23 protein-coding genes are annotated in these 26,783 nt (G+C 45.4%); 2 read left to right on the top strand and 21 right to left on the bottom strand.

The genetic code is table 11. The features are described 5' to 3' along the window. Nucleotides 1–36: 36 nt before the first annotated feature. Nucleotides 37–618, bottom strand: a complete 582-nt coding sequence (locus AC4E8D_RS13595) for a TetR/AcrR family transcriptional regulator (RefSeq protein WP_017688803.1) — start codon at nucleotides 616–618, stop codon at nucleotides 37–39. A 286-nt stretch (nucleotides 619–904) separates the two neighbouring features. Here AC4E8D_RS13595 and AC4E8D_RS13590 point away from each other — a divergent pair, with 286 nt between their 5' ends. Then, nucleotides 905–2,125 (top strand): MFS transporter, encoded by a 1,221-nt coding sequence (locus tag AC4E8D_RS13590; RefSeq protein WP_221819593.1) that lies wholly within the window; start codon nucleotides 905–907, stop codon nucleotides 2,123–2,125. Nucleotide 2,126: 1 nt separating this feature from the next. On the opposite strand, the gene AC4E8D_RS13585 is transcribed toward AC4E8D_RS13590, so the two are convergent. The 13 genes from AC4E8D_RS13585 to AC4E8D_RS13525 all read right to left on the bottom strand — a co-directional run bounded on the left by AC4E8D_RS13585 (nucleotide 2,127) and on the right by AC4E8D_RS13525 (nucleotide 17,355). Beyond that, nucleotides 2,127–2,288, bottom strand: coding sequence for a hypothetical protein (locus tag AC4E8D_RS13585; protein ID WP_155985038.1), 162 nt, complete (start codon nucleotides 2,286–2,288; stop codon nucleotides 2,127–2,129). Between the two features lie 32 nt (nucleotides 2,289–2,320). Next, nucleotides 2,321–2,776, bottom strand: coding sequence for an SRPBCC family protein (locus AC4E8D_RS13580; RefSeq protein WP_221819594.1), 456 nt, complete (start codon nucleotides 2,774–2,776; stop codon nucleotides 2,321–2,323). A gap of 160 nt (nucleotides 2,777–2,936) precedes the next feature. Then, the gene (locus AC4E8D_RS13575; RefSeq protein ID WP_221819595.1) at nucleotides 2,937–4,022 is read right to left on the bottom strand and encodes an HD-GYP domain-containing protein; all 1,086 of its coding nucleotides are present in this window, start codon (nucleotides 4,020–4,022) and stop codon (nucleotides 2,937–2,939) included. Between the two features lie 283 nt (nucleotides 4,023–4,305). Further along, nucleotides 4,306–6,141, bottom strand: a complete 1,836-nt coding sequence (locus AC4E8D_RS13570) for a UbiD family decarboxylase (protein ID WP_221819596.1) — start codon at nucleotides 6,139–6,141, stop codon at nucleotides 4,306–4,308. 214 nt (nucleotides 6,142–6,355) lie between these two features. Beyond that, complete coding sequence (locus tag AC4E8D_RS13565; protein WP_490206331.1) at nucleotides 6,356–7,699, bottom strand: HAMP domain-containing sensor histidine kinase; 1,344 nt, start codon at nucleotides 7,697–7,699, stop codon at nucleotides 6,356–6,358. Next, on the bottom strand, nucleotides 7,696–8,364 hold the full coding sequence (locus tag AC4E8D_RS13560; RefSeq protein ID WP_076214698.1) for a response regulator transcription factor: 669 nt from the start codon (nucleotides 8,362–8,364) through the stop codon (nucleotides 7,696–7,698). Before AC4E8D_RS13560 ends, AC4E8D_RS13565 begins: the two co-directional genes overlap by 4 nt. A gap of 28 nt (nucleotides 8,365–8,392) precedes the next feature. Then, nucleotides 8,393–10,357: an ABC transporter ATP-binding protein/permease gene (locus AC4E8D_RS13555; protein WP_490206330.1), complete on the bottom strand. Its 1,965-nt coding sequence runs from the start codon at nucleotides 10,355–10,357 to the stop codon at nucleotides 8,393–8,395. 198 nt (nucleotides 10,358–10,555) lie between these two features. Further along, the gene (locus tag AC4E8D_RS13550; protein WP_490206329.1) at nucleotides 10,556–12,505 is read right to left on the bottom strand and encodes an S-layer homology domain-containing protein; all 1,950 of its coding nucleotides are present in this window, start codon (nucleotides 12,503–12,505) and stop codon (nucleotides 10,556–10,558) included. 89 nt (nucleotides 12,506–12,594) lie between these two features. After that, the gene (locus AC4E8D_RS13545; RefSeq protein WP_490206328.1) at nucleotides 12,595–13,629 is read right to left on the bottom strand and encodes a dockerin type I domain-containing protein; all 1,035 of its coding nucleotides are present in this window, start codon (nucleotides 13,627–13,629) and stop codon (nucleotides 12,595–12,597) included. Between the two features lie 192 nt (nucleotides 13,630–13,821). After that, complete coding sequence (locus tag AC4E8D_RS13540) at nucleotides 13,822–15,114, bottom strand: amidohydrolase (protein ID WP_490206327.1); 1,293 nt, start codon at nucleotides 15,112–15,114, stop codon at nucleotides 13,822–13,824. Between the two features lie 78 nt (nucleotides 15,115–15,192). After that, entirely contained in the window at nucleotides 15,193–15,486 is a 294-nt protein-coding gene (locus AC4E8D_RS13535) for a hypothetical protein (protein WP_221819603.1), read from the bottom strand. A 74-nt stretch (nucleotides 15,487–15,560) separates the two neighbouring features. Beyond that, a complete protein-coding gene (locus tag AC4E8D_RS13530) occupies nucleotides 15,561–16,664 on the bottom strand; it encodes a saccharopine dehydrogenase family protein (protein ID WP_490206326.1) in 1,104 nt (367 codons plus the stop codon). After that, a complete protein-coding gene (locus AC4E8D_RS13525; RefSeq protein WP_490206325.1) occupies nucleotides 16,648–17,355 on the bottom strand; it encodes a class I SAM-dependent methyltransferase in 708 nt (235 codons plus the stop codon). The genes AC4E8D_RS13530 and AC4E8D_RS13525 overlap by 17 nt, the downstream gene beginning before the upstream one ends. Nucleotides 17,356–17,484: 129 nt before the next feature. Between AC4E8D_RS13525 and AC4E8D_RS13520 the strand changes: the two genes are divergently transcribed. After that, nucleotides 17,485–18,594 carry a helix-turn-helix transcriptional regulator gene (locus tag AC4E8D_RS13520; RefSeq protein WP_490206324.1) on the top strand — a complete coding sequence of 370 codons (1,110 nt, stop codon included), beginning with the start codon at nucleotides 17,485–17,487 and terminating at the stop codon, nucleotides 18,592–18,594. A gap of 231 nt (nucleotides 18,595–18,825) precedes the next feature. Here the strand turns inward: AC4E8D_RS13520 and AC4E8D_RS13515 are convergent, their stop codons facing one another. The 7 genes from AC4E8D_RS13515 to AC4E8D_RS13485 all read right to left on the bottom strand — a co-directional run bounded on the left by AC4E8D_RS13515 (nucleotide 18,826) and on the right by AC4E8D_RS13485 (nucleotide 26,770). Next, nucleotides 18,826–19,839 (bottom strand): FecCD family ABC transporter permease, encoded by a 1,014-nt coding sequence (locus tag AC4E8D_RS13515; RefSeq protein ID WP_405132152.1) that lies wholly within the window; start codon nucleotides 19,837–19,839, stop codon nucleotides 18,826–18,828. Next, nucleotides 19,836–20,861, bottom strand: coding sequence for a FecCD family ABC transporter permease (locus AC4E8D_RS13510; RefSeq protein ID WP_074094813.1), 1,026 nt, complete (start codon nucleotides 20,859–20,861; stop codon nucleotides 19,836–19,838). Before AC4E8D_RS13510 ends, AC4E8D_RS13515 begins: the two co-directional genes overlap by 4 nt. Before the next feature lie 117 nt (nucleotides 20,862–20,978). Then, complete coding sequence (locus tag AC4E8D_RS13505; protein ID WP_490206323.1) at nucleotides 20,979–22,946, bottom strand: AraC family transcriptional regulator; 1,968 nt, start codon at nucleotides 22,944–22,946, stop codon at nucleotides 20,979–20,981. Nucleotides 22,947–23,295: 349 nt separating this feature from the next. Beyond that, nucleotides 23,296–24,033, bottom strand: coding sequence for an ABC transporter permease (locus AC4E8D_RS13500; protein WP_076214667.1), 738 nt, complete (start codon nucleotides 24,031–24,033; stop codon nucleotides 23,296–23,298). Continuing rightward, entirely contained in the window at nucleotides 24,026–24,943 is a 918-nt protein-coding gene (locus AC4E8D_RS13495; RefSeq protein WP_076214666.1) for an ABC transporter ATP-binding protein, read from the bottom strand. Before AC4E8D_RS13495 ends, AC4E8D_RS13500 begins: the two co-directional genes overlap by 8 nt. 86 nt (nucleotides 24,944–25,029) lie before the next feature. After that, the gene (locus AC4E8D_RS13490) at nucleotides 25,030–26,070 is read right to left on the bottom strand and encodes a sensor histidine kinase (RefSeq protein ID WP_260632643.1); all 1,041 of its coding nucleotides are present in this window, start codon (nucleotides 26,068–26,070) and stop codon (nucleotides 25,030–25,032) included. Next, the gene (locus AC4E8D_RS13485; RefSeq protein ID WP_221819610.1) at nucleotides 26,063–26,770 is read right to left on the bottom strand and encodes a response regulator transcription factor; all 708 of its coding nucleotides are present in this window, start codon (nucleotides 26,768–26,770) and stop codon (nucleotides 26,063–26,065) included. The genes AC4E8D_RS13490 and AC4E8D_RS13485 overlap by 8 nt, the downstream gene beginning before the upstream one ends. Nucleotides 26,771–26,783 lie beyond the last annotated feature (13 nt).

Below are 26,783 nucleotides of genomic sequence, written 5' to 3'. Positions count from 1 at the left end.
GCAACTCCGCATCACTTTAAACAGAATAATTCCCTATTACTGTAACAAAGACAGCGTAACCTGGATGCTCTGCTCCACAAACAAGCGGTCCGGTCCTGATTTCATCAGTACAGTCAGTCCAATCATGGATACAACCAAAGACTGTGCAACCGCACTCGCGTTCATGTCAGTGGACAGCTCCCCGCTCTGTTGCCCTCGTTCTATCGTTTCTTTAAAAAGAACACCCAGGTACATCTGATGCTCCCGTGTAAGGACAGCGAATTTGGGATCATGTGGAGCCAGCTCAACCATCGTATTAATGCAAAAACAGCCGTGACTAGGCTCGGTCACACTCCCCTCTGCTCCAATATGTTCAAACAATCCACGAAAGGCTTCCCGTACGGAGGAACCCTGTTGAAGTCTGGCTCTGACTTGAGCCGCGTGCTGAGTGGTATACCTGCGAAGTGCTGTTTCAAATAATTCCTTTTTATCTCCAAAAGCCGCATACAGACTGGGACGTTGTATGCCCATTGCGGTCGTCAAATCATTTAAAGATGCCGCTTCGAACCCTTTGTCCCAAAACGTATGCATCGCTGCATCGAGTGCTTTATCCGTATCAAATTCCCGTTGTCTAACCATACAATTCACCTCTTTATGTATCGATCAGTATGTTTATATATTTTAACCTCACTCTTATTACAAAGTCAAAACCTAATAACCGGAAAGGAGTTTTTAGCTATAAATGAATCGAAAATTCTGGAATAGAAGCGATCATATGGTTATTTTATCGTCGTATTCTCTGGGTAAATAACCTTCAGTTTAACCCTCACCCAATTCTCTGTTGACAGAATTCACGCAAATAAAGTATGGTTATCCCGAAACATAACATACCGATCAGTACATAATAGAAAGGTGACAACTACTCATGCAAACTTCTTCTCCAGATGCACAATTATCCAATAAGGATCGTCCTGCCATGTCACGGTTAGTTGCTCTTCTTTTTGCCGTGTGCAGCGGACTTGCGGTCGCCAATATCTATTATGCTCAGCCTTTGCTGGACTCCATTGCTCATGAGTTTGGCCTCTCTCCATCATCCATAGGGATTGTCATCACAGTGACTCAAATCTGTTATGCCTTGGGGCTGTTCCTTCTTGTTCCGCTTGGTGACCTCTTAAATCGCCGCAAGCTGATCATCATTCAAATGCTCTTATCCGTACTTGCATTGGTTCTCGTAGGAACCGCACAATCCAGTTCCCTCTTGTTCATGGGCATGGCTGTCGTAGGTCTACTCTCGGTCATTACGCAAACGCTCGTTGCCTTTGCTGCACACTTGGCAGCCCCTTCCGAACGTGGTCGCATTGTCGGGTTGGTAACCAGCGGAATCGTCATTGGCATTTTACTTGCACGAACGGTTGCAGGTACGCTGAACGATTGGCTCGGGTGGAGATCGGTGTATCTCTTCTCCGCAAGCCTTACATTACTCGGAATTGTCGCCTTATATCTTGTTCTCCCAAAGCAGCAGTCCCCACAGGTAAAACAAAGCTATACCCAATTACTCGGTTCCGTCTTGCAACTGTACCGTGAGTTGCGTGTGTTACGAGTACGAGGTGTGCTGGCCATGCTGATTTTTACAGCCTTCAGCATCTTATGGACTTCTATGGTACTGCCACTAAGTAGCCCTCCACTGTCCCTGTCTCATACAGTCATAGGTGCATTCGGTCTCGCAGGAGCGGCGGGAGCATTGGCTGCTGCCCGTGCAGGTAAACTTGCCGACCGGGGCCTTGGGCAGAAAACAACCGGTGTCGCCCTTGTCATTCTGCTCTTATCCTGGCTGCCCATCGGGTATGTCCATCATTCTCTCTGGTTCCTGATCCTGGGTGTTATCCTGCTCGATCTCGCCGTGCAGGCCGTACATGTTACCAACCAGAGCCTGATCTACGAAGTTCGCCCCGAAGCACAGAGCCGCCTGACGGCAGCCTATATGATCTTTTATTCCATCGGCAGTGCAACCGGCTCCATCATTTCAACCCAAGTGTATGCCTGGGCGGGCTGGACAGCCGTATGCTGGTTAGGTGCTGGCGTTAGTGCAGTAGCCCTTGTGTTCTGGATAATCGATCGTTATATGCATCGGAATCTCGATCGTTGAATTAGTCCAGTTTATTCCACACCACAATAAAAAGAGTTGCCAACGGACCAAATAACAGGGAAATCAGAAACCAGTTCCGACCACTTCTGTTTTTTCCCTGAGCCAGTCCGGCATTAATCAAGGCAAGTGTGCCCCAACCTACAAAATATTCATTATCCATCAAATGTCTTCTCTCCTCTATCCATTCAATTCTGGCTACTGCTCAAGCATATCTTTGAGCTTACGATTACGATCCTCTAGAAATGCCTGCATGTATCTCTTCAGCACAAGTCGCTCCGTTGCCCATCCCAGCAATCCAAGTGGAGCTTCGAATCGAAGTGTGTCTCTCATGCAAGTTATCTGATCCCCAATTACGCTGAAATGATGTTCATGTCGCATGCTCTTGAAAGCCCCTTTCTCCATCTGATCCACAAAGAGGAAAGGTTGTTCAAACTGCACGATCCGGGACTTCAGCTTCTGTCTGACACCAAAATGAGTAGCCTGAAATGTAACGGTATCCCCTGCTCCAATTCTTCCTGTTGTTACTCCTGCGACTGCTCGCTCTCTCGTATGTTTCCAGACGGTCTGAGTATGTATATCAATATCCCGGGCATAGTCGAAGCACCGTTCAATCGAGGCATGTATCGTAATCTCGGTTGTCACTTCAATCATGGCGATCGCTCCTTGGCAGGAAAAATAAGGTCTTTGCAAAGTATACGCTTGCTTCCTTGGTCGAACAACACATCTAGATGATATAACAAAAAACGGGTCCCCTGTCTTAGTGCAGGAGGCCCGTTCTCAATATAAATAAGGAATACAGATCATATTTAGATTAAATAAGCAATTCATCAATGGCAAGCGTACGCTCTTTGGAGAGATCGCGATATTCTTCAGACTCCACTTTGATGAGTGGTTTGAAAATATCAGATGTATTGTTCATGACAATCACACCTTTTTCTCCATTGCTGAGCAGAACCTGTTTCCCGATGAAATTAGGAAGCAAATGTTGCATCAATGCCTGAACCGGTTTTTCATTCAATTTACCAAATCCCATTCCATAGATATCTCTAAGGTTGTTGATCAGATTTGGATTGCTTCCTCCGTGATTCCCGGATCTCATACCTATATAGATATCCGCTACAGATACAATCTGGGTATAGGGATGAATTTCACTTTTCTCCAGTTGCATCGGATAACCCGAACCATCTTCCCGCTCGTGATGTTGCAGAGCAACCAGCGCTGTCACTTCATCCGTCATCGAATTTTTGATAATTTCATGACCATATATGGTGTGACGTTGCATTTCAAGCTGCTCATCCGCCGTCAACGGTTCTGTTTTGTTCCGAATCCGGTGGGATACTTTGCACTTTCCAATGTCATGCAGATAACCACCGCGACTAATCTGATAACTCTCCTTCTGAGAATATCCAAGCCAGTTCGCAAGGTAGAAGGACAACAATCCTACCTGGATTGAATGTGTATAGTTATTGACGTCATCCCGCTCCAGCATCATCAGGAGATGAACGACATCTTTCTGCTCATCCAGTCCCTCAACCATCGGTTGCAGTGCATCATCCACCATGGTGGCGTTGAACTTGCCAACGGTCAGAGCTTCGAGAAAAGCATTTTGATAATTATGTACAGTCTGAATAAATTGGGACTTCAGCTCTTCTTCAGGCGGTTCTTCCTTCGTAGTTATCCCGGAAGCATGTTTTGCCGCTGCAGCAAAAAATTCTGCTTCAGTGATTTCTTCTTCGCGTGATTCAATATCTACATAATCTACACGGTGCTGCATAAGCAAGGTGATATCCTCACCTTTGATCACAGTTCCCTTCCCGAGAACGTGTAATCCTGCATCGCTGAATGTATCTGCAGTTAGACGGTCTCCGTCTTGCAGGTTCATAATATGGATTCTCAAATCGGTATTCCCCCTGAACAATTCATTATAGTAACAGCACCCAACGGAACGGGGCCACAAAAATACCTATACTTCTTTATATCGTTATAATTCTTCATTTCATACATAGTTCAAACGACCTTAATCACAATGGTAAATACGAACACCTAAGACTTTATCCTCACTCCAACATCCAAATTAGTCCCGGTTTTAAACTTTTACACACTTTTGTGCTTCATCGCCGTATCAGAGTAAGCCAAAGAAGTTCAAACGCTCCGTTTGAACTTCTTCAAGACATCTCAAATTAGATTTTGATCGAACCCAGACTAGCACCTTTTACAAATAAACGTTCAATGCTCTTCTCCACCGAAGGATCAGGAATCAGCGGCGGTGCCTGGTGAGGTTTGGTGCGTGCATCAATAATCACCTGATCACAGCCCCAATGCTTGTGGTCATATCCGCTATTAACCCCGTACATGTCATGTGAAGGGTTGCTGCGAGTAAAGGTTGCCCATAAGAAGTTGCTGAGGTTAGCACTCAGGAACGAACTGTCGTCACATAGAATGATCATTGGACACGAGTTCAGACCTCCCTGTTCTTTCAATAGAGACGTGAATGCTTGCATCTCCTGTGCTGTATCCGCATAACTCGTAAAGGCCGATGTCTGGATCGAAACGATACCCGGCATGATGAGCTGTGGATTCTCATAACCACGAATGTTTTTCAAAGACTCCGGAACCTCCGTGCACAACTCTCGAACCTTGTCGCCATATGCTGCAAAAACGACCTTGCTGCCGCTGTTCAGTCCTGTACCCGAATAATCGAGTGTATCAATCGTTGTATGGGTATGGAAATGAATATCCCGCTGCATATCCATACGTTCCAAGATATAGGTCAGGAATTCAACTTCCTTGTGGGTATCCAAAGGTTGCTGATCCTCAGCGGTAATAAACAGGTACTTCGCCAGACTGAGCTGACCCGTACCCAAAATACGATTGGCAATCGTAAGCAACTCTGTCGGCTGCTTCACCGCCTGATACGGCGTGTAACGTTCACTGCCGATTGCAAACAGTAATGGATGGACCCCTGCCGCATCGACCGCATGCACTTCTTTGACACCAGGAATCTCCTGTTTAATCGCGTCTCCCGTAATCTCATGAATCAAATCACCAAACGCCGTATCCTCTTGCGGCGGACGACCAACAACCGTAAACGGCCAGATGGCATTCGGTTTGGCATAGACTTTATGCACACGCATTAACGGGAATTCATGTGTCAGACTGTAATAACCCAGATGATCCCCGAACGGACCTTCGGGTTTTGTCTCGCCTGGATAGATATCACCCGTGATGACAAAATCAGCATCATTACTGATACAATATCCGTCCTTGTAACTGTACCGGAAGCGACGTCCAGCGAGCAGACCGGCAAATGTCATCTCACTAAGTCCTTCAGGCAAAGGCATAACTGCTGAAAGTGTATGTGCAGGTGGACCCCCAATGAAAATACTAACTTTCAGTGGTTCTCCCTTTTTGACCGCTTTGGCTTGATGTATACCGATTCCGCGATGAATCTGATAGTGTAATCCAATTTCCTTGTTCATTTCAAAATCATTGCCATCCAGTTGAACCCGGTACATCCCCAAGTTTGAATTCATGATGCCTGGTTTGTCCGGATCTTCCGAATAAACCTGTGGTAGCGTCACAAATGCCCCACCGTCCATAGGCCAGTGTTTGATGAGCGGCAAGTCCGAGATTTGAATCTCTTGCGCCGACACGGGTAGGCTGATAGATTTCTGTTTTGGCAGCGCTTGCCACGCAGCTAGACCTGTTTGGACATGCTGAAATGGCGTCTTAAGCGCCTTCATGGGATCGTCACGAACAGCCATGACCCGTTGTACGCCTTCCAGCGTACCCCGGAACATGAACTTGCTTCGTTCCACCGTGCCGAACAGATTCGATACGGCCTGGAACTTTGAGCCTTTTACATTTTCGAATAACAATGCCGGGCCTTTAGCCTCGTGCACTTTCATATGGATCGCTGCCATCTCCAGATGAGGATCAACCTCTTCTTTGACCCGAATCAAATGACCGTGCTGCTCCAGATCGTTAATACAATCTTCCATGTTGCGATATTTCATTGGATGGCTCCATTCTGTGTATGATAAATTGATTAAGTTCATAGATTCACATAACGTCTCTTCTATTTTAACAAATGATCCTCTGCTAAACAAAACTATATGTGAAATTTTGTCGCGAATACAGATATCAAAAAAAGCAATATGGCAGCAATCTGAATCCTGAACGCACAGGGACCGATTGTTTCCAATATTGCTCTCTCTGTTCTGGCTTGCCTTAAGGTGTAGGTGTAATGGTCGATCTGGGAATCGTGACAATAAACTGCGTTCCTTTTCCTACTTCGCTCTCTACATCAATTGTACATTGATGTAATTTCAATATTTTAATCACAATGGACAACCCTAATCCATTCCCTCGAAGCGAGCTGCTCCGTGCTTTGTCCACCATGTAGAATCGATCAAAGATATACGGAAGGGCGTCCTCAGGTATACCTTGTCCTGAATCTCTAATCAATATCTTCACATGTGAAGATGACGTCTCAATTTCGACATGAATGGTACCTTTAGGACCTGTGTATTTGATCGCATTGTTTATTAAATTCTGCCAGACCTGATCAAACAAATCTTTGTCCACTGTGATCTCGCAGGGCAACAAGTCCAGTTCGATCTGTATGTCCTTCTGAGCCCACTGCGGCTCTGCCAGTAAGATCGCCCTTCTTAATTGTTCATCTACCTGGAACGTGGTGAAATGAACCGGATGATGCTCCGAATCCAGCGAGGCTAGCCGAAGCAGATTATCACTGAGCCTCGATAAGCGCAGCGTTTCCTCATAGATAATATCCAGATGCTCTTTCTGCTCTTCTAATGGAATAACACCATCTTGTAGTGCTCTGGTGAATCCTCTAATTGATGTGAGTGGAGATTGCATTTCATGAGAGACGTTGCTGACAAAGTCATCACGAACCGAATCGATTTTTTGCAACTCACTGGCCATATGATTAAAACTCTCCATCAGTTCCCCAAACTCATCCTTATTATTGTGTTTCAGGCGGACCGACAGGTCACCTGATGACATCTCCTTCGCCGCAACCGTTAATCTCTTAATCGGTTTCACAATGTACCCTGACATGAACAGGATTAATAAGCTGCCAATCACCAGAACCGTTAATAGTGAGGTTAAGAGCGTGTTTCGCAGTGTATGAAAAAGAGAGGAGAAATCACTTTGAATCAGAAATGTGCCGATCCCCTCGTTTGTTCCGGGAACACCTATACTCGCGATTCCATCTTTACTGGACAGAAAAATGGCATCCGTTGTACCCGAATCAAATAACGAATGAACTTTGTCCTCTGGCAAGGAAGATAACACTTCACTTTGTTCATTCACGGGAGTGATATTTAAGCCGTAGCGAGCAAAAATCTCCAAGCTTGATTTCACTTTTTCCGGATCATCAATCAGGTTAATCAGTGTAGCGAGGTCTTCAGCAAAAGTAACCATAAAACGATTCGGTGTCTTTTCCTGGGACCCGTTATTTATCATAAAGGAGAGAATTAAACTCACCAGAACAATCCCGATAAACGTAGCTACGATGCGAAGTCGCAGGCTCTTCCTAAACATTTTCATGCCCGCTCCAGGCGATAACCGAGTCCTCTGATAGTTGAGATCACTAACTCAGGTACAGGTTCAAGTCGCTCCCTTAACCGCTTGATATGTACATCAACCGTACGCTCATCTCCTTCGTAATCGATGCCCCATATGTCATCTATAAGCTGTGTACGTGTGAATATTTTCCCTGGCGAACTCGCCAGAGAAAATAACAATTCACATTCCTTCTTTTTCAATTCGATAGTTTGTCCGTCCGCAATGACCATCAGATTGCCCAAATCAATCGTTACACCGCTGACCTGAATCATGTTTGATGAACTTTTGTTATATCGTTTCAGTAATGATTTTACACGCAGGATTAACTCCACAGGATCAAACGGTTTAACCAGGTAATCGTCTGACCCGGCATTAAATCCTCTGACTTTGTCCTTGGATTCTCCCTTGGCAGTCACCATCAGAATTGGGATATCCAGATAAGACCGAATATCTTCCGTCAGTTCAATACCGTCTATTCGCGGCATCATCACATCCACAATCGCCAGATCAACTTTCGTATGCGAGAGGATATCTAACGCCTCTTGACCGTCTGGTGCTTCCAGCACGGAGAATTGATTCTTTTCAAGATAGATTCGGATTAATTTGCGGATATGGGAATCATCGTCCACCACCAGAATTGTGTTCATGTAGCCATTATCCTTTCCGCAATTGGTTTTATTCGTATCGTAAGGATTCCATCGGGTCCAGCTTCGCCGCTTTTGATGATGGCATCAAACCCGCAACAATACTAATCGCTGTACTTACCACGATACCAAACAAGATATAATATCCCGAGAGATTAATGAGTTTGGCTCCAAACGCATTGTCCAAAAGAATGTTTAATACATAACTGATGATCACTGCAAAGATTACCGCAATAATACCACTAAATACGCCTAATAAGGCAGATTCGGAGAAGAATATTCGCTTGATATCTTTCTTTCTTGCTCCAATCGCCCGAAGAATGCCGATCTCCTTTGTCCGTTCCACGACACTGATATAGAGTACTACCAGTATCATAATACCGGATACGATCAATGAAATACCTGCAATACCCGCGAGTACAATGGAAGCCATACTTACATATGTCGTGATATTCTCCATGACCTTGGCCATTTGAGAGCCTGCGAAGCCAGCGTCTACAGCAGCTTCATTGATATCATTTACATATTTCATATCGGTTGCATAGGCGTTAACCTGAATCGGCCCGATTGTTATTCCCTTGTCTGTATACATTTGCTCCAGCGTCTCTGATGAAATGTATCCCGGGGATTGTTGCATTGGAGATTGCGGATCTGCCGCTTCGTAGATCCCTGAGATGGTTACTTCTTTCTCCAAAGTCACTGGTTTATTATTGCTATCCATCTCGTTGATATATAGAAACACGGACTTTCCGATCATGGATTCAGCTTGGTCATTTCCGCTTAATTGTTTCGCCGTATCGAGGGGTAACAGCATCTGATTTTCTACCGGCAGAACACCAGTTGTCATCAATGCTGGATCAAAAGCATCCGTTAACGTTGTTAACTGTGTAAGTCCTACACTTTGTTTTTCATTCACCATCGTGGATTTGCCTGTAATGGTCGTGATCGTCTCTACATGATCCACATTAGGAAAATTGCGAATCGTCTCAACATCAGCTTCGGTGAACGGTTCACCTTGTGCCATCAAGGCCTCAGGACCTTGCATATCCTTGGCTTCTTCACTCGGCTTTGTTATATCCACGAGCAAAGGGTCCATACTTGAATTGATTTCGTCATTCATATACGTCGTTATACCATTCCCCAAGGAGAGCATCAGGAGTACACTTAATATACCTATAGATCCACCTAAAGCGACCAGTACATTACGCTTGCCGTTGAGTTTCATATTTTTAAGTGCCATCTTGAATGAAGCAAGCAAGCTCAGGCTCCGGGAAGAATCCTGACCACTCTCGTAAACAGCCGTAGAAGGATCTTTCAGGTGAATATCGTCACTAATGCGCCCCTCTTCAACCTTCACAATACGTGTACCGGAGTCAGCAACTTTCTGCGAGTGAGTTACGGCAATCACCAGCATTCCCTTCTTGGCTATACTGTCCAGCAGAGCGAGGATTTGATCTCCGTTTTCCCTATCCAGAGCACCCGTCGGTTCATCCGCGAGAATAATATCCGGATTGTTGGACAAAGCCCGTGCGATGGAAACCCGTTGCTTCTGCCCCCCGGATAACTGGTTGGGACGTTTGTTCAGATGATCTTTCAGGCCGACTTCTGTTAATATATCAACTGCACGTTTATTGCGATCCTTCTCATTGGTATCTGTCATTTGCATCGCAATCGTCACATTTTCGAGGACAGACAGATGCGGGATCAGATTGAAATTTTGAAAGACAAAGCCGATATTATTCTTCCGATAATCATCCATTTCCTTCTCCGTCATGGAACTTAAGTTCTTGCCACGAACAAGGACGTCCCCTTCATAGTCGGAGTCCATGCCACCAATGATATTCATCAGGGTCGACTTACCGCACCCAGATTCGCCAAGGATCGAGACGAACTCTCCCGTCTCAAAACTCAGGTTCAAACCGTGGAGTACGGGAACTTTTTCTTTTCCATATAAGGTGTATGATTTCTTCACATTTTTAACTTCAAGTATTTTCATATGGATCTCTTCCTCTCCTGATCATGCACAATATCTATCTATTTGATGTTCATATTGTAACAAATCAGTATGAACTGATAATGAACTGGACCATTGTACCTATAAGAGGAAGTTCGAACACAAGTTGTATGTAAAAAAACACCTACAGCTTGCTTGAAACAAATCATTTCAAGTAAGTGTAGGTGTCCAGAAATTTGATTAGATTAGTCCAGCTTTTGCAAGTAACCTTTTCACAATCGCCGCCGACTGCGCACGACTAATGTCTGCATCTGACATCAGTTTGCCATCTGCACCTTGTACCAGCTCTTGTTTAATCGCCGATGCAACCGGCTCTGCTGCCCATGCCTGTACTTTAGCGCTATCGCTGTATGTGCTCAGCAGACTTGTTGTCTCTGACGCGTCGGCCTGTGCCAGACCGACCAGTTTCATCGCACGTGACACAATCGTCAGCGCTTCAGCACGGGAAATTTCGCTGTTCGGACGGAAGCTCTCGTCAGTATAACCTGAGATCAATCCGTAGGACACTGCCGTCTCAACCTCATCCTCATACCAGCTGCCTGTCTTCACATCCGTGAACGATGCCGATTCTGCACTGCGCGGTGCGTGCAGACCCAAGCCTCTTAACAAAACAGCCGTAAACTCCGCCCGCGTAATACTCCGGTCTGGCGCAAACACGTTCTCACCAGTACCTTGTACGATCAGACGGGATGCCAGATCCTGTACGTCATCACGACTCCAGTGACTTGATACGTCACTGAATGTTGCCGGATGATAGATCAGCGCATAAGTACTGTTCGTCAAGCTGTTAATAATAGCAGAATCTTGCACGTTACCTTTGATAACCTTGGTCGGTACATGCAGAAGGCTGCCATCTGGCTGAAGCACAACCCCTGTCGTGATCTTTGACCCATCGACACCCTCTGGCAAAGTAATAGAGCGCTCTACATAAGAGTTGAAACGATCTACATTAACTTGCTGTCCATTCCAGATCGCTTTTACTTCAAAATCAATCGGAGCTGCGATCACCGTTGTGTTCTCCAGCTTATCCGCTGCGGCCTGAATTGCTGTTTGCTTGGATGTGGCACTAGGCGCAATAGCGATTTGGATTGTAATATCTTCCAATGGAACGGTGCTTCCGAATTGGTTCAGAACCTGATCTACCTGAATCTGATTAGCTGGGAGGGTGTACGTACCACTGTCAGTCTGAATGACAACTTCGGCATTACTTCCTTCCATTGTTTTGACCAGCTTGCCGTTCAGTTCACCAACGACTGCACCCTTGCCAGTACCTGTAATAGGCAGCAGAAGCGTTTTTAGTCCACTTCCAATCTGATTGATGACTTTTTCATTATCCACGTGAACCGTGGTGGTAACCTGATTATTTACCGTTGAAGTGGTAGCTGTCGCTGATTGTTCCTGTTTCTGACCGTTCACATAGATGTCTACACCTTTGGTTACCGCTGGAGTCGATGGAACTGGGGTAACCACAGGTGTAGTTGGAGATACATTTCCCCCTCCACCCGAAGAGTTACCAGGATTCGGCGTAGGTGTCGAGCCAGAATTGTCGCCACCTGAGTTTGCTGCTGTTATTGTGATTGTTCCACCGGACAACTGAGCACCACTATTGTGTTCTACATTTGTAAAAAGCCAATGTTCTGAATCGCTTTGCACCACTGTGAGCTGTTTTGTTCCAGGAGTCGCATTATTTTTGGCTTTGACCTCAATATCAAATAATTGCTGTTCGTCTGAAATCAGGCGTTCACCTGCATTGAAATCAACCCAGATGATCCGTACCCAGCCTTCTTCGTTATTAATTACGTACTGGAAGTCTCCTGTACCGGTTTCTTCTGGGGATGTGCTAATGGTACTGACAGATTTAGGCGTGATACGGATAACTTCCAGTGCAGATGTATCATAATCAATCTGCATATTATAAGCGCTAACCTGAGAATAGGACTGCTTTAATGTAACAGGGACATGGACCGTCTGCCCCGCCTGTACACTAACATTTGCAAATTGCACCTGTGATGGTTCTGCCGGCTCAGCCCCAGCTATACTCGGGAATACGAGAGACGAGAGTAACGTCAGTGCGATGAGACCTGACATTGTTCTTCTGATTCTTGGACGTTTCTTTTTCGGTTGAAACATGTATTAGCCTCCATGTCTGTATCAATTGATAGATCGTTTGGTATAGATAGAAAAGTATTGTTACTGTTATCTAGATTAAAAAATATGAATTAATCAGGGCGTTGTATTTTTTCTTTTCCAACAATGAATACTCGTCTAGGCTCCGTATTCGCGTCCGAAGTGGAATGAGCAGTCACTTCGAGCACAAGATAATGATCCTCGTCCTCAGATGTAACGGTATGCTGCTCTCGTGTCTCCCCTTCTATTGGAACCATATCTTCTCCTGAAGCTTCTGTTGCGCGGTACCACTGATAAGAAGGAGTAATGTAATCAATATCATCACCATCAACATCCATTAAATCATAATCTGAGGCAATTGCGTTCTCCATGTAATTCTTCAATTGACCATTCAGCACATACGGCGCATCGTCCACTTGTTGAAAGGTCAACACATAGTCATTGTTTTTTGCGCCAAGTGTTTTATTGGCATATCCGTTTAACAACGCATTCATATCCCCCAAAGTGGGTTCCACATTACGATCCACGTCCATTCGGTTCATCTCTACATAAGAATAACCGCGGCGACTGACCATATTACGAAGATAAGTCAAAAGTTCTGCTGCATCCGCAGAATTCACTTTTCCGTCTGCATTTACATCCCCTTTTTTACTAATGTTAAGTTCAAAGTTATCCGTAACCGTTTCCGGTACATCAGATACAGTATATTGAGCTTTCAATTCGATGTTGATCTTGCCGCTCTTGTAAGGAATAACAACCAATATATTTTCATTTTCTATCGTTTCTACATACACCCTAGCTATACTGTTATCACTTGAGTTGGCTGTGAGCATACTAAACTCATCAGATCGTAAATGGGTACTCAAATCAATTCTAACTCTATTGTTCGTTACCTCGATGGGTACACCGGACACAAAAGAAGGATCGTTTTGTTCCGATGAATAATTTAACCAATGGATGCCGTCGTTGAGCACAGGCCGTGAAATGTTAATCTCTGGGCCAATTTCTCCTGCGTTAGCTTGAGGAAGCGTTCCACCTATAGGCAACGCAATGCCCAGCCCGAGCACAGTCAACATGCTTTTTTTCAATATCGGCTTAAGCCGTTTTTTGTTTTGTTTCCCCTTCAATTCATGTTCCTCCTCGTGTACATTTCAAATTTGAACAACTACATGCTCAGTATAACGAGCCATTCTGAACCGATTCTGAACAGGACAGTGGAACTATTCCCAGTTGTAATTCGACAAAAAACGCCATGGAGTATGCCTCCATAGCGTTTTGAATACAAATCATTTTCCAGTTCGGATGATATTCACCTAAAATTAAATTCCCTCAACAATCCTTTTGGCTCTAACCTTCACCTCACGGTAAAGTTCATCCTCATCAATCGTGAGCAGCTTTCTGCCTCTCATGAGGAACTGACCATTCACAATCGTGGTGTCCACGTCCGCCCCATTTACGCTGTAAGCCAATAAGGATTCCACTTCATGTACCGGTTGAAGATGTGGTTTCGCCAGATCGATCAGGATCAGATCAGCTTTGTACCCCACCTCAAGCATCCCTACTTCATCCTGTAGACCAAGCAGACTGGCACTTCCGCGTGTAGCCATGCTTAGTACGTCCTTGGCTGGCAAGCGAGTGGGATCGCCATAATCCAGCTTTTGCAGCCAGGTCGCGGCTTTGATCTCCTCGAACATATCGACGGTTGTGGCACTTCCCGCTCCATCCGTTCCGATTCCCACATTAATTCCCTGAGCCAACATCTCGGTAATTGGAGCAATTCCACACCCTAGCTTCAGATTACTGACCGGATTGTGTGCTACACCGCCGCGCATGCCCTTCAATCTGCCGATGTCCCTGCGATTGAGGTGTACACCATGTGCAAGCAACACATGTGCCTGTTCGAACATCCCCGCCTCTTCCAAATACTCCGTCGGTGTCATGCCATAGCGCTCACGAATCTTCACAACTTCTTCCTTTGTCTCAGCCAGATGAATATGGAGAGGAATATCCTCAGTGACAGCCAGAGCAATGACTTCACGCAGCGACTCTACAGGACATGTATAGGGTGAGTGGGGTCCATACATGGTTGTAATCCGCCCATCGGCCGCTCCAGACCAGCGTTTCACAAGATCGATCGCCTCCTGCAACCTGCGTCCCCCATCATCCTCCATGAATACCATCCCACGTGTAAGCGATGCCCGCATACCTGTTTGCTTAACCGCATCTGCAATCTCATTCATATGGATATACATATCCGCAAAAGCAGTGGTACCCGAACGGATCATCTCGGCGATGGATAACTTGGCACCCCAATAGATGTCTTCCGGGTTCATCCGTGCTTCGGCAGGCAACATTTTACGTTCGAGCCAGTCCATCAGCTTCAGATCATCCGAGAATCCCCGGAGCAGGCTCATTGGTGTATGTTGGTGTGCATTGATGAGGCCCGGCATGGCAACCTTATTACGTCCATCGATAATCTCATCTTCAGGTTGAGGAGGAATGTGGTTCGCAATCTGTACAATGCGATCTCCCTCAACACGAATATCCCCCATAAAGGGGGCATCGGCATCTTTCATCGTTAGAATCGTAGCTTGCTGAATCAATATACTCATGACGTTCACGGCTCCTCTGGATTGGTTGTAGTTCATTCCCTATCCGAGGGTAAGCCTTTCCGTAACGGCAAGGTCAAGTCATTTTAATTTTTGGATCGTCATCTTTCTGAAACTTTGTATAAAGGGTTTAGGATCGATTTCGACCATATAGGGATATACTCCTGTGCTTGTGTGCAGATAGAAAAATCCACCTTCATCACCCATACGGCGAAATGACATATCAAACACTTCCGTGATGTTGAACTCGCGGTATTTGGTCACGATTTTATCGGAATACAGCATCATGGAGCGGGCATTCATCTCAATCTCTTGGGCGAGACCCGTCACTTTCCTCTGCACTTTGTAATAAGGTAATACAGCAACGCAGTTCATGATCTCCCTCCATTCATGCCATGATTATTGTTCCATCATAGCAGATCGGAGGGTCCTAACAAAAGAACATGAACTCAGGTAATCGTGGTCATCACGCTTAGCGGCGTAGGAAGTGCATCCTGAATGTCCTGCAAAGAGAGACACTGTTCAATATGAAACACACCATGAGGTAACTCTGACTCTGTTCTATATACGCGTTCCGCCACGGCTGCTGCCACGGCCGCTGTTGCATCTGCTTCCTTTGCGCCAACCAGTAGTTGTTCGACGCGGATTTGCTCACCATTTTCCCATCCTACGGCATCGACCTTGACCGCATACATTGGCTCTCCTCCGGGAATAAGGCCAAATGCCTTGACTGTTCCATTCCGAATAGACGGGATACGGAGCAAGGAAAACAATCCTATACTTTTGGAAAGCGCCATGGATCCTGTGATCCAGCGGGAGTCCAGACAGAGTCTGGTAGATACGGTTGGAATACGTAACGTCCGAGTAACCACATGCTGATCCGAAAAGTTAAATCGGTATGCCTTCCGGTTCCCCAGTTCTGCTCCAAAATCAATCCTTTTGCCATCTCCAAAACTTTGTACCTCAGCAGGTTTGCCCTTTTGCATCACTTGGTAGGTGGCATTCATCTGATCAACGGTCCACTCCACGGCAGCTTTCCCGTGTTTCTCTCCAAGTCCCAGCATTACGGTAATGTCTGCTTCCTCCACCTGATCCATATGCATGGTCGCTTCGCGTACAAGCAAATTAGTCACTCCGGGTGATAAGCCAACGCTGAGGATCGCGGTCGATTGGGAACGTTGCATTTTGGTGTGCAGTTGTTCAACCTGGGCGAGAAAATCATATTTTGCAGAAATATCAATATAATCGGCTCCGGCTTGTGCGCAAGCTTCAACAAACCGTGTATCGCTCTGATCCACGCACATTATGACCAGCTTCACATGCCTTAACATGGATGGCTCTACTGGTCGTGTTACATCCAGTTGAAGTGGTAGCACAGCACCACCAGTAGACCTGCTGAATTCTTCCGCACGGTTCATGCGTGTACCCGCAGCCCATACTTTGCCCGGGAACAATTTCCCCAGTTGAGTACATATCATCTGCCCCACTTGACCATAACCGCCAACCACCCAGATCTGATCTTTCATAGGCTTCACGTTAGTTTCGAATTGCATAATACCCCTCCACCCAGAACGCCCCGAAGTAACGTGTAATATGTGAGAAACCGCATTCGGTCAGTAGCTGAGTCATCTCTTCAGAGGATATTGGATCGGATTCACGGCCCAGGGAAGCAGCAAAGCGCTCCCACTCTTCAGGAAGGACGCCCACACTCAACATGTGATCCTTCCAAGCTTGCATCATGATTGGATGTGCAGGTGAACGAAGATCAGCATTTACAGCCGCAATGATCAGTGGTGCACCCGTTTTAAGTCTCGCTGCAAGGCTGGTAAGAAACGTTCTCTTGGCCTCCATCCCCTGAAGGAAATGTAACATGAGCATGCTTGTCGCCCCATCATATACAATATCCTCCGGCAATTCTTCAACCGTGACAGGTTGCAGCTTCACTCTGGAACCGATGCCTGCTTCCGCGACGCGTTTCCCAGCAAGTTGCATCATGGGCTGTGAAGGATCTACTCCAGTCAGTGTCCAACCGGCATGACGTGATCCGAGCAGAGCAATCTCTTTTCCCCCTCCCGCTCCGGCAATAAGGATATGAATATCGTTGTTATCGGCAAAAGATGCTGAAAGCAGCCGTTCCATTAGATCATGCATATGAGAATAACCCGGAATTTTCAGGGCTATCGATTGTTCGTAACGATGAACATCTGCTGTTTCCCAGCTCATCGGTGATGGATTGTGATTCATGGACACCGCACTCCTCTTGAATTGAAGTTAGACTTGACTCGTTGTTCGTCTAATTTCATTATAGAAGGATACGGCGAGCCTACAATCCCAGAACATTGGGATATGCGCACAGAGAGAGGAGTACCCTTGTTGACATCACGTATTGATCGGAACCACAGACTTATCACTTCTCTTGAAAAAGGAACCTGGACCTCACGTACCTATCGGGAAGCTGTTCTCAAGCAGATCCATACGGTTATACCTTACGACGCATACTGTTTCACTACCGTTGATCCTCTGACTCTTCTCTCCACAGGAGCTGTGACAGAAGATGGCATTGAAGTCATTCATGATCGGTTATTCATCAACGAATACATGGAAGAAGATATACATAAATACGCTGAATTAGTTCGCAGCGGTGAACATACAGCTACACTCCACACATCCGTAAACGCACAGCCTGAACAAAGCCCACGTTATATCAACATTCTTCAGCCAGCGGGGTTCGGTGATGAATTGCGCGCTGTATTGGTCAATGGAGACGCTTGCTGGGGATATCTGACCCTGTATCGTAAGACAGAAAGTGGTGTCTTTACAGAGGAAGAGCGGTTGATGATTCAGTCCTGGACCGCTTCTATTGCATCCGTGCTGCGGTCTACGAGCCTGACACTGATCGATGAGATTACGAGTGAAAGTCCCGAGGAACCCGGAATTTTGATCACCTCAGACACGTTCCAGCTCTTATCCCTGAACGACTCGGCCGAGTATTGGCTGTCCCAATTGCGCATGCTGGAACATGTAGGGCCGGATGTTCTGCCCCGTCCGGTACGTGCAGTGAGTTCCCACTTGCAGCGCAAGTATCAGGCAGAACGTGCTCACGACACTCAGATCGCTCACGACTCACCATCCAAAGTTTGCATCCAACTACCGGATGGGCGTTACCTCATACTTCATGCCAGTCTCATGCAACAGCTTACGGGACCGGATCAAATTGCTATCCGTTTGGAGCAGGCGATGCCGCAGGATTTGCTGCCCTTGCTAGCTGAAAGCCATGGATTATCCAGTCGAGAGCGGGAACTGCTCGGATATGTGCTTCGTAGCTATTCATCCAAAGAAATTGCTGCTGCGATGCATATTTCTGTCTACACCGTTCAGGATCATTTAAAATCCATTTTCGCCAAAACCAAGGTATCCTCACGTCGCGAGCTCATCTGGTATTTCGTTTCCCGGTTCCAGCTGTCGGATGAGCCTGCCATATAAATCCTGAGTAATTTCCCAGTATCAACTTGACTATCAATTGAGAAAAATCAAAAGATGCCAATACGAATCCTCGTAATGGCATCTTTTTTTATGCTTTGATTAAGAAGTATAGCGGTAATGTAGGGTAGCTTCGATCGTTGAACTTCATATCGTGCATTCTGCTTTAAAACGCAGCGCACAGTCCTGCCAACCCGTTTCCCACAAAATATCCAGACTATATCATTGATTGTGTTATTTGGATTTTGCTAGTAAATAAAGAAAATATGGAACACTAATAACTGTAATAACGATTCCTGTCGGCACATCTCCTACGAGGCTAACCGTGCGCGTAATCGTGTCAGCCAACACCACGACTAGTCCCCCAGCCAAGCTGGCAGCCGGAATGAGTAATTTGTGATCAGGGCCGACCAGTTTTCTCGCCATATGCGGAGCGATCAAGCCAACGAAAAAGAAGCTGCCTCCCACGGCCACACTGCCAGAGGATAAAGCAACAGCAGCGATTGACAACGCCAAGAACTGCCGTTTCACGGATACACCAAGCCCCTGTGCTGTCTGATTGCCCAGATGGAGGGCATTCAGTATGCGAGCTTTGTAAAAAATATAGCCGAGTAAGATCAAGACCCATGGTGTCAGTATGGAAATATAGCCCCAATCATCGCCCCATAGGCTCCCCGCCAGCCAATACAGCATGAAGTTCATCTGTGAATCATCCAGCTTGAGTGTCAAGAAGGTCGTCAGCGCCCCATATCCGCTTCCTAGCGCGACCCCGGTCAAAATCAAACCGATTGGTGAGATGTCTCGTCCGCGGCGATACGATAATAAGAAGATCAATCCGGCCGCCAATAGTCCGCCAACAAAAGCCAACAGAGGCAGAGCAATAAAGGAACTCTTGCCTGTGGATGCAAAGAATACAACGAAGAACAGGACAAACAAACCCGATCCCGAACTAATTCCCAGTGTCCCCGGACTAGCCATGTCATTACGCAGCAAACTCTGCATCACGACCCCCGCCGCTCCCATTCCTAGACCTACCAAAATCGAAAGTACAATTCGTGGCAAACGAAAATCAAACACAATCAGATTTTGCTTATCGGTACCGTTTCCTATGAGAACGTTCAGCACTTCTAGCGGTGAAAGATTCATTTTGCCAGAATTCATGCTGATGATCGCAAACACAAGGATGAGCACCATAAGCACTACATTGATGATAATGCCTCGTTTCATCGTATAACGCCGCTTGATCATTCATATTCCCTCCTTTGTCTTCGAGCCAAGAAGAGAAAATACGGCACACCAATGATAGAAAATATAATGGCAATCGGCGTTTCAAACGGTTTATTGATTAAACGTCCAGCCAAATCGGCCGATACGGTCAGCAACGCACCATATAAAGCTGCTGCCGGAATAATGTATCGATAGTCGACACCTACCATATATCGCACAATATGCGGGGTAATCAGACCCACAAAACCAACCGGGCCAACCACAACAACAGCCAATCCAGTCAGTACAAGTACAATAATTGTCGACAAAATCTTGACCAGTCCGCTACGAATGCCGAGTCCACTTGCCACATCATCTCCCAAACTGAGCAATGTAACGGAAGGGGACAGCGCCAGTGCCAGCAGTATACCCCCAACAAAGAGCGGTGAGATAATCAGCAATTCTCCCCATTTGACCCCCGCTGTACTACCCGCTGTCCAGAATGTCAATGCTCGGCCCAGGTTATAATTGATCGCCAAGTACTGACTGAGTGCGCCAAACAACATTGAAATAGACAGACCTGCCAGTACAAGCCGCTGAGGTGTCATTCCGCGATTGCCCAGTGATGCGGTAAAGTAAGTCATACCGGTGGCGATCGCTGCTCCCAGACAAGCGAACAACATCATCTGCCAATACGAATAACCCGGCAGAAAGGCCAGGCATAGTGCAATTGCAAATGCTGCGCCAGAGCTAATCCCCATGAGCCCGGAGTCGGCCAACGGGTTGCGCGTTGTCCCCTGCATGATAGCGCCACATACCGCAAGGCTGCACCCAACGATCAGATCAGCTACAGTACGCGGAAGACGCATGGTTTGAATAATTTGATGTTCAGTGAGCATTGGATCAAATCGGAAAATAGCCTCCCATACCGTTGCTAACCTCATATCAGCAGCACCAAACATAATTGATGCCGCAGACATGAGAACCGTTAATCCAAGCCCCACTACCATGTACATGGTGAAGTTCATCGCCCCACGGCGTTTTTGTTCAGGCTTGCTTTTCATCTCGTTTCCCTTTCATCACCTATTGACAATCCAAACGAATATGGATACTAACGTCCATAAATTCGACTGGTCATGTTTGAAAATTTGGAGTGCTCAATTAAAATTTCGTTCCAACTCTTATTTAGCTAATGCCAGCAATTGACTAACAATATAATCAATCAATGCACTGGAAGTCATTACGTCCGTAGACCAAGATAGCGAAGAATCCACCTTCACGATCCGATCATGTTGCACAGCAGGTATGGAGTTCCACACTGCATTATCAGAAGCAACGTTCCCATCTCCTAAGAAGATCATATAATCCCCAGAGTAAGCGGGTAATACTTCCATGGAGACATCGCCCCAATATTTATCTGCATCGATAATATCCGTTTGGACTTTTGAAGGTGCCTGCAATTGAAGTTCATCGTAAACAAGCTCACCAACGGCATGTTTGGCTCCAGCTATGTAGTTACTTTTATCACTGAATTCTCCAACCGTAATCGTCACATCGGATAGGCCCGCATTCTGAAAGGCTAGCTTTGCTTCTTCGATTTTTCCGTTATAAGCATTCAAAACATCCTTAGCCTCTTCCTGTTTGTTCAAAACATCGCTAATAAATTGTATCCGCTCTTCTGTAGTCATATCACCATAGGGAACATAAATGGTCGGGGCAATTTTGGATAAATCATCATACGACTCATCGCTCCATGCCAAAATGATAAGATCAGGCTCAAGCGTCATGATATCTTCCGGCTCCATGGCTACTTTCATGGAGTCTGTAATCTGGTTAGCATAAACAGGCTCTGTCTCTCCCCGTGCAGCTCTAGCCACACCTAAAGGAGTTACACCTAGGGCTACCACATCACCAACCAAATAATCAACTACAACTCGCTGAGGGTTGCTAGGTACCTCAACATCACCCTTAACTGTGGATATCGTTCTGGTCTGCGAGACTGCTTCTGAAGCTTTTGTCTCCGACCCTTCTTGTTGTGTCGCCTGCTGTGTCTGCGCAGGTGTTGTATTTGCCGTTCCCCCATTATTCGCTGGCGTCCCCGACGTACATGCCGTCAATAAGAGCATCATGCTTATCGCCGCCGCCAAAATCATTTCTTTACTTCTTAATGTTCCAAACATCGTTGATTCCCCATCTCTATAAGACTTGACTAGACTCGCTAGTTCCCTCTCATCGTAAGGGAGATGAGAATCATTATCAATACCATCAACCTGCATGGATAGTGCGTTTATTTTCCGATAATCACTTGGCGTCATCTTGTAATGCTTCTTAAACATGCGGAACAGGTTTTTCTCATCTGCGAACCCAGCTCCTGTTGCGATTTCTTTAACCGTTGCTTCTGTATGTTTCAAATCATGACAGGCAGCTTCAATCCTTTTCTGAATGAGATACTCCTGTAAGTTCATCCCTTCCCTTTTTTTGAACAACCGCGTCAATTGTCCACCACTGATCCCAAACATATCGGCAATTTGTTGAAACATAATCGGCTCCCTGTAATGTTTATCGAGATATATCTTGGCAGAAGAGGCTGGATCAGGCTGGAGATACCGAATCTCACCACCCTCCAAATCCCTGTACACCTCATGAATCAATTGATATAAAAAACTTTTGGCCTGTAGCTGATCCATTGCTTTGCCACGTTTCCAGCCATTCATCATCCGTTGGAACCAATCGCGTAGCAAGATGGGATTACTTGGCGTATATCCAAAATGTTGAACAAATGGATTGACTTGCTCCAGTAATTGCTGCAGATGTTTCTTGAAAAAGAGAGGTGATTCTGCTCTATAAAACACCATAAAGGTCTTCACCATCTCCTCTTTAGGCGTAATACTGAGCAGGCTCCCCTTCCCGCCGTGAACTAAACCGAAGCGTTCCATTGCAAATGTGGTTTCATTCAGTTGGATTTGCGCTTCTCCCCCATATGCATAGATAAACATGCTACTAGGCATTTTGTATTGCTCCAACGGGTATTGTGACGCTATATTCTGAAAACGTACATCTATTATTGTAATGATCGAACGTGTCCAGATACTGGCCATTGTATCAATCATCTCCGGTGTAAATCCTTGTGTCGCTTCTTTCTCTTGCATCTATACGCGCCCCTCGTTTCACTTTTTCCAATGTATACATCACTCATTAATTGAGATTGATAATTGATATTGATAATCAATATCATATTCCATCAGGTAAGTATATCATCATTAAGTGATAGTGGGGAACAGGCAGTGGACGTTATGCTTTTCAACCCAGCTTCCCCTATCGTAAAACGAGAACAAAAAAGGCCAACCCGTAACTACGGGTTAACCTGATCATTGAAAAAAAAGCCCTGATCCATACTGATCAGGGCTTCTCCATTATGTTTTTCGCAGTCATATGCGACCGAATTGATTAGGATTTTGCATGTTTCGGAGAAGGTTTGGATGAGTTTGAAGACAAGATCTAATGAATATCTATTTTCTTAAAATAACCAATGGCCAGTCCAAGACAGATGATGAACGTCGCAGCGATCGAAATATATGAATACTCTGGAGGATATTTGGCCTCCAGTGTTCCATTCGCAATATCCAGTGCTGCGGTCCATGGAAATAGTCCGCGATGTTCACTTGTAGCCAGCATCACATTCACCAGTGTAATAATAATGGTTACGATAATCGCTGGCACAAAACTTTTTAATACGAGCGTAATCAGAATGATCGGGGTCGACAACAGAAACAACAGCAGTCCTGCCACTACATAATTGCTGAGCGAGTTAAGCACAAACTGTGGAGTAAGACCTGCAAATTGACCCAGTGAACCAAAAATGATCGCCAGCGCCCACGCTGATAATGTAAGCAACATAATCCATCCCAGCAACATAATCCATTTGGACATTAGCAGAGCGACTCTGGAAACTGGAATGGTCAGCAGATTCTTCATTGTATCCTCCGCATATTCCCTGTTATACAGATAAGCGGTAATGACACCATACAACGGAACTCCAATGACCAGTACAGCATATATGCTTGTGTTGGACATAAGCACACTGAATTGTGCGACAAGATAAGGCTCCTTTGTTTTCATTTGCACAAACATGGCAGCAGCTACCATCAAAGGGGCAACGGCCGCTCCGATGATACTAAGCAGAAACATTTTGGAGCGTTTCAGCTTGAGAAGTTCAGTGTAAAGCAAATTAACCAATGGTTCCACCTCCAACCAGCTTGGTGAAATAATCTTCCAAACGATCCTCACTCACCATAATTTTGGTTACATTGATGTCATTCTCCATAAAGATTCTGTTTAACTTACCTTGTTGTCCCAAATGGGAATACACCCGGATATTGCGTTCATCATGAATTTCATATTCAGCCTGATCCAAACCGTCGAGAATGACCGCAGCCTTATTATCATCTGAAACTTGAAATTCGGTGTATTTACGGTTCCTTTTCCGAAGCTGCTCAAATGAAATTTCCTCCAGCAGGTTCCCTTCATGAATAATGCCCATGTAATCAACCAGTTGTTCAATTTCCGATAAAATATGGCTTGAGATCAAGATGGTAATATTTCTCTCGGTGGCCAAATTTTTAATCAGCCTGCGAATTTCTTTGATCCCAATCGGATCAAGTCCATTGGTAGGTTCATCAAGAATCAGCAATTCTGGATAGTGCAACAGGGCTCGGGCAATGCCTAACCTTTGTTTCATTCCCAAAGAATATTTGCCAACCAATTTTTTGGTTTCATTTTGCAGACCTACGATTTCGAGCGAGTCCTCAATGGCATTCTTTTTGTATATCCCCATAATTCGAGCGTTGATGGATAAATTTTCGCGGGCAGTCAGATTCTCATAAAACCCGGGTACCTCTACAATCGAACCGGTCCTTCTTAATATTTCTTTTTGATTGGTAAATAGGTTCTCTCCAAATATCTCAATCTCACCATGCGTTGGTTTGATTAGACCGAGCAGCATACGGATTGTCGTCGTTTTCCCTGCCCCGTTGCGTCCAAGAAAGCCGTATATCCCACCTTGTTGAACGGTCATGTTCAGTGAATTAACTGATTTTTGAGTCCCGTATTGTTTGGTAAGATTTGTTGTTTTGATAATTACACTCACGTCTAGCGCACCTTCCTTCCAAGAACTGATAATTTCATTCTAGGTTTCAGATTTTAAATAGCGCTTATCCAAATCTTAACTATCTCTTAATTGTGCTGTGACTTTGACAGCCGCTTATACTTGGGGATTGTGAATATAAAGGATGTTTTCACGCCAGGTTTGCTCTCTGCCTTCAAATACCCCTCATTTTTCTCAGCCAATGTCCGGGCAATGGAAAGCCCAAGCCCGCTTGCCCCAAAGACAGGGCTACGTGAGTGGTCACTGCGATACATACGTTCAAACACTAGATTTAGCTCTTTCTCTGATATCCCTGGTCCCTGATCCCATACGGTTAATTGGAAATTAAGATGATAACATGTTATCTCAATTCCCAGAACGCCCCCTTCATGTCCATACTGGATAGAATTTTGAATCAGATTACTGATGAGGCGATTGATACTCAACCTGTCTGCCATAACGAAACAAGGATAATCCGGGATCTGAATCTTTAGATCCATTTCTGCTTTTTTGAGACTGGGTATAAATTCAATCAAAATCTCCCTGGTCAATTCGGCCAGATCCAACGGCTCAGCCTGCATGGGCATCTCGTCTGCATCCAGTTTGGCCATGGTGAACATCTCATCTATCATTTTTTTCAAGTCCTTCGATTTTCGCGACAAAATATCCATATAGTCTCTTCTCTCTTCTTCTGTAGAAGCAATGTCATCCTTGAGCGCATCCACATAACCAATCATCGAAGTCAGAGGTGTGCGAATATCATGAGAAATGCTGGAAAGCAGACTCTTTCTTACTGCCTGAGAGCGCTGGGCCTCGATCTTTACGCCTTCAAGCTGCTCCATCAGGTCATTTGCTGCAAAAACGATCTCATCCAGCAGTACATTCCCTTTGCTTAATATTCTTCTTTTTCCTTCTCCATTGACCGCCCGATGCAGTTCAGAAGCAATCGATTGCTGCTTGCTTCGAATCTGATATTGATTAACGAGTACCCAGATGCTGGTGAAAACAAACGCTGCAAACAACCACATTCGTGAACCATGCGTCAAGCTCGTGTAGTATTCCAGAGCAAGAGCCCCAGCTCCGATGATCAACTGTAGACCGGATAAAATCAAGATGGCATCTCTATTCATCCCGTTCACCTACAAATTTATAACCGATACCCCAAACGGTTTTTATAAACTGTGGATTCGAAGGATCGGATTCAATCTTCATTCGTAGCTTTCGGATATGTACCATGACGGTATTGTCATCATCCAAATACCCATTATCCCATACATTCCTGAATAATTGGGCTTTGGTGAACACCTGGCCAGGATTGGACATCATAAATTTGAGCAATTCCGTTTCTTTGCCAGTCAGATCGGTCTCTTTTCCCTGGACATCAACTGTGTATGTTTTCAAATTCATCATCAATCCTTTGAAGCGAATGACCTCACTATGGTCAGGAACCTCCGTCCCAAGAACCATAAATCTACGCATGAGTGCCTTAATTCTAGCAACCAGTTCATGAATGCTAAATGGTTTGGTAATGTAATCATCTGCACCGATGCCAAGACCTATAATTTTATCTGTTTCGTGGTCTTTGGCTGTCACCATCATGATGGGTACATTACTGATACTGCGAATTCTTCGACAAGCCTCCGTACCGTCCATCTGAGGCATCATCAGGTCAAGAATGACCATATTATATTTGTGCTGTTGAAACAGCTGCAGCGCTTGTTCACCATCTGCGGCAGTATCTACGGTATACATCTCCCGCTCCAGGTATTTTCGGATCAGGTCTCGAATCTCCTTATCGTCATCAGCAATGAGTACACGAATATTTTGCATGATTTCAACCTTC

Source organism: Paenibacillus sp. SRL342 (assembly GCF_984798905.1).
Note: the sequence above shows the minus strand (reverse complement) of the source record. Positions and strands in the feature narration are given on the sequence as shown.

What these genes read in the sequence shown, in the direction of transcription:
- AC4E8D_RS13550 (WP_490206329.1), bottom strand. Translation starts at nt 12,505, where the DNA reads ATGTTTCAACCGAAAAAGAAACGTCCAAGAATCAGAAGAACAATGTCA.
- AC4E8D_RS13525 (WP_490206325.1), bottom strand. Translation starts at nt 17,355, where the DNA reads ATGAATCACAATCCATCACCGATGAGCTGGGAAACAGCAGATGTTCAT.
- AC4E8D_RS13515 (WP_405132152.1), bottom strand. Translation starts at nt 19,839, where the DNA reads ATGATCAAGCGGCGTTATACGATGAAACGAGGCATTATCATCAATGTA.
- AC4E8D_RS13530 (WP_490206326.1), bottom strand. Translation starts at nt 16,664, where the DNA reads ATGCAATTCGAAACTAACGTGAAGCCTATGAAAGATCAGATCTGGGTG.
- AC4E8D_RS13490 (WP_260632643.1), bottom strand. Translation starts at nt 26,070, where the DNA reads ATGAATAGAGATGCCATCTTGATTTTATCCGGTCTACAGTTGATCATC.
- AC4E8D_RS13535 (WP_221819603.1), bottom strand. Translation starts at nt 15,486, where the DNA reads ATGAACTGCGTTGCTGTATTACCTTATTACAAAGTGCAGAGGAAAGTG.
- AC4E8D_RS13595 (WP_017688803.1), bottom strand. Translation starts at nt 618, where the DNA reads ATGGTTAGACAACGGGAATTTGATACGGATAAAGCACTCGATGCAGCG.
- AC4E8D_RS13555 (WP_490206330.1), bottom strand. Translation starts at nt 10,357, where the DNA reads ATGAAAATACTTGAAGTTAAAAATGTGAAGAAATCATACACCTTATAT.
- AC4E8D_RS13505 (WP_490206323.1), bottom strand. Translation starts at nt 22,946, where the DNA reads ATGCAAGAGAAAGAAGCGACACAAGGATTTACACCGGAGATGATTGAT.
- AC4E8D_RS13540 (WP_490206327.1), bottom strand. Translation starts at nt 15,114, where the DNA reads ATGAGTATATTGATTCAGCAAGCTACGATTCTAACGATGAAAGATGCC.
- AC4E8D_RS13580 (WP_221819594.1), bottom strand. Translation starts at nt 2,776, where the DNA reads ATGATTGAAGTGACAACCGAGATTACGATACATGCCTCGATTGAACGG.
- AC4E8D_RS13590 (WP_221819593.1), top strand. Translation starts at nt 905, where the DNA reads ATGCAAACTTCTTCTCCAGATGCACAATTATCCAATAAGGATCGTCCT.
- AC4E8D_RS13565 (WP_490206331.1), bottom strand. Translation starts at nt 7,699, where the DNA reads ATGAAAATGTTTAGGAAGAGCCTGCGACTTCGCATCGTAGCTACGTTT.
- AC4E8D_RS13560 (WP_076214698.1), bottom strand. Translation starts at nt 8,364, where the DNA reads ATGAACACAATTCTGGTGGTGGACGATGATTCCCATATCCGCAAATTA.
- AC4E8D_RS13570 (WP_221819596.1), bottom strand. Translation starts at nt 6,141, where the DNA reads ATGAAATATCGCAACATGGAAGATTGTATTAACGATCTGGAGCAGCAC.
- AC4E8D_RS13510 (WP_074094813.1), bottom strand. Translation starts at nt 20,861, where the DNA reads ATGAAAAGCAAGCCTGAACAAAAACGCCGTGGGGCGATGAACTTCACC.
- AC4E8D_RS13485 (WP_221819610.1), bottom strand. Translation starts at nt 26,770, where the DNA reads ATGCAAAATATTCGTGTACTCATTGCTGATGACGATAAGGAGATTCGA.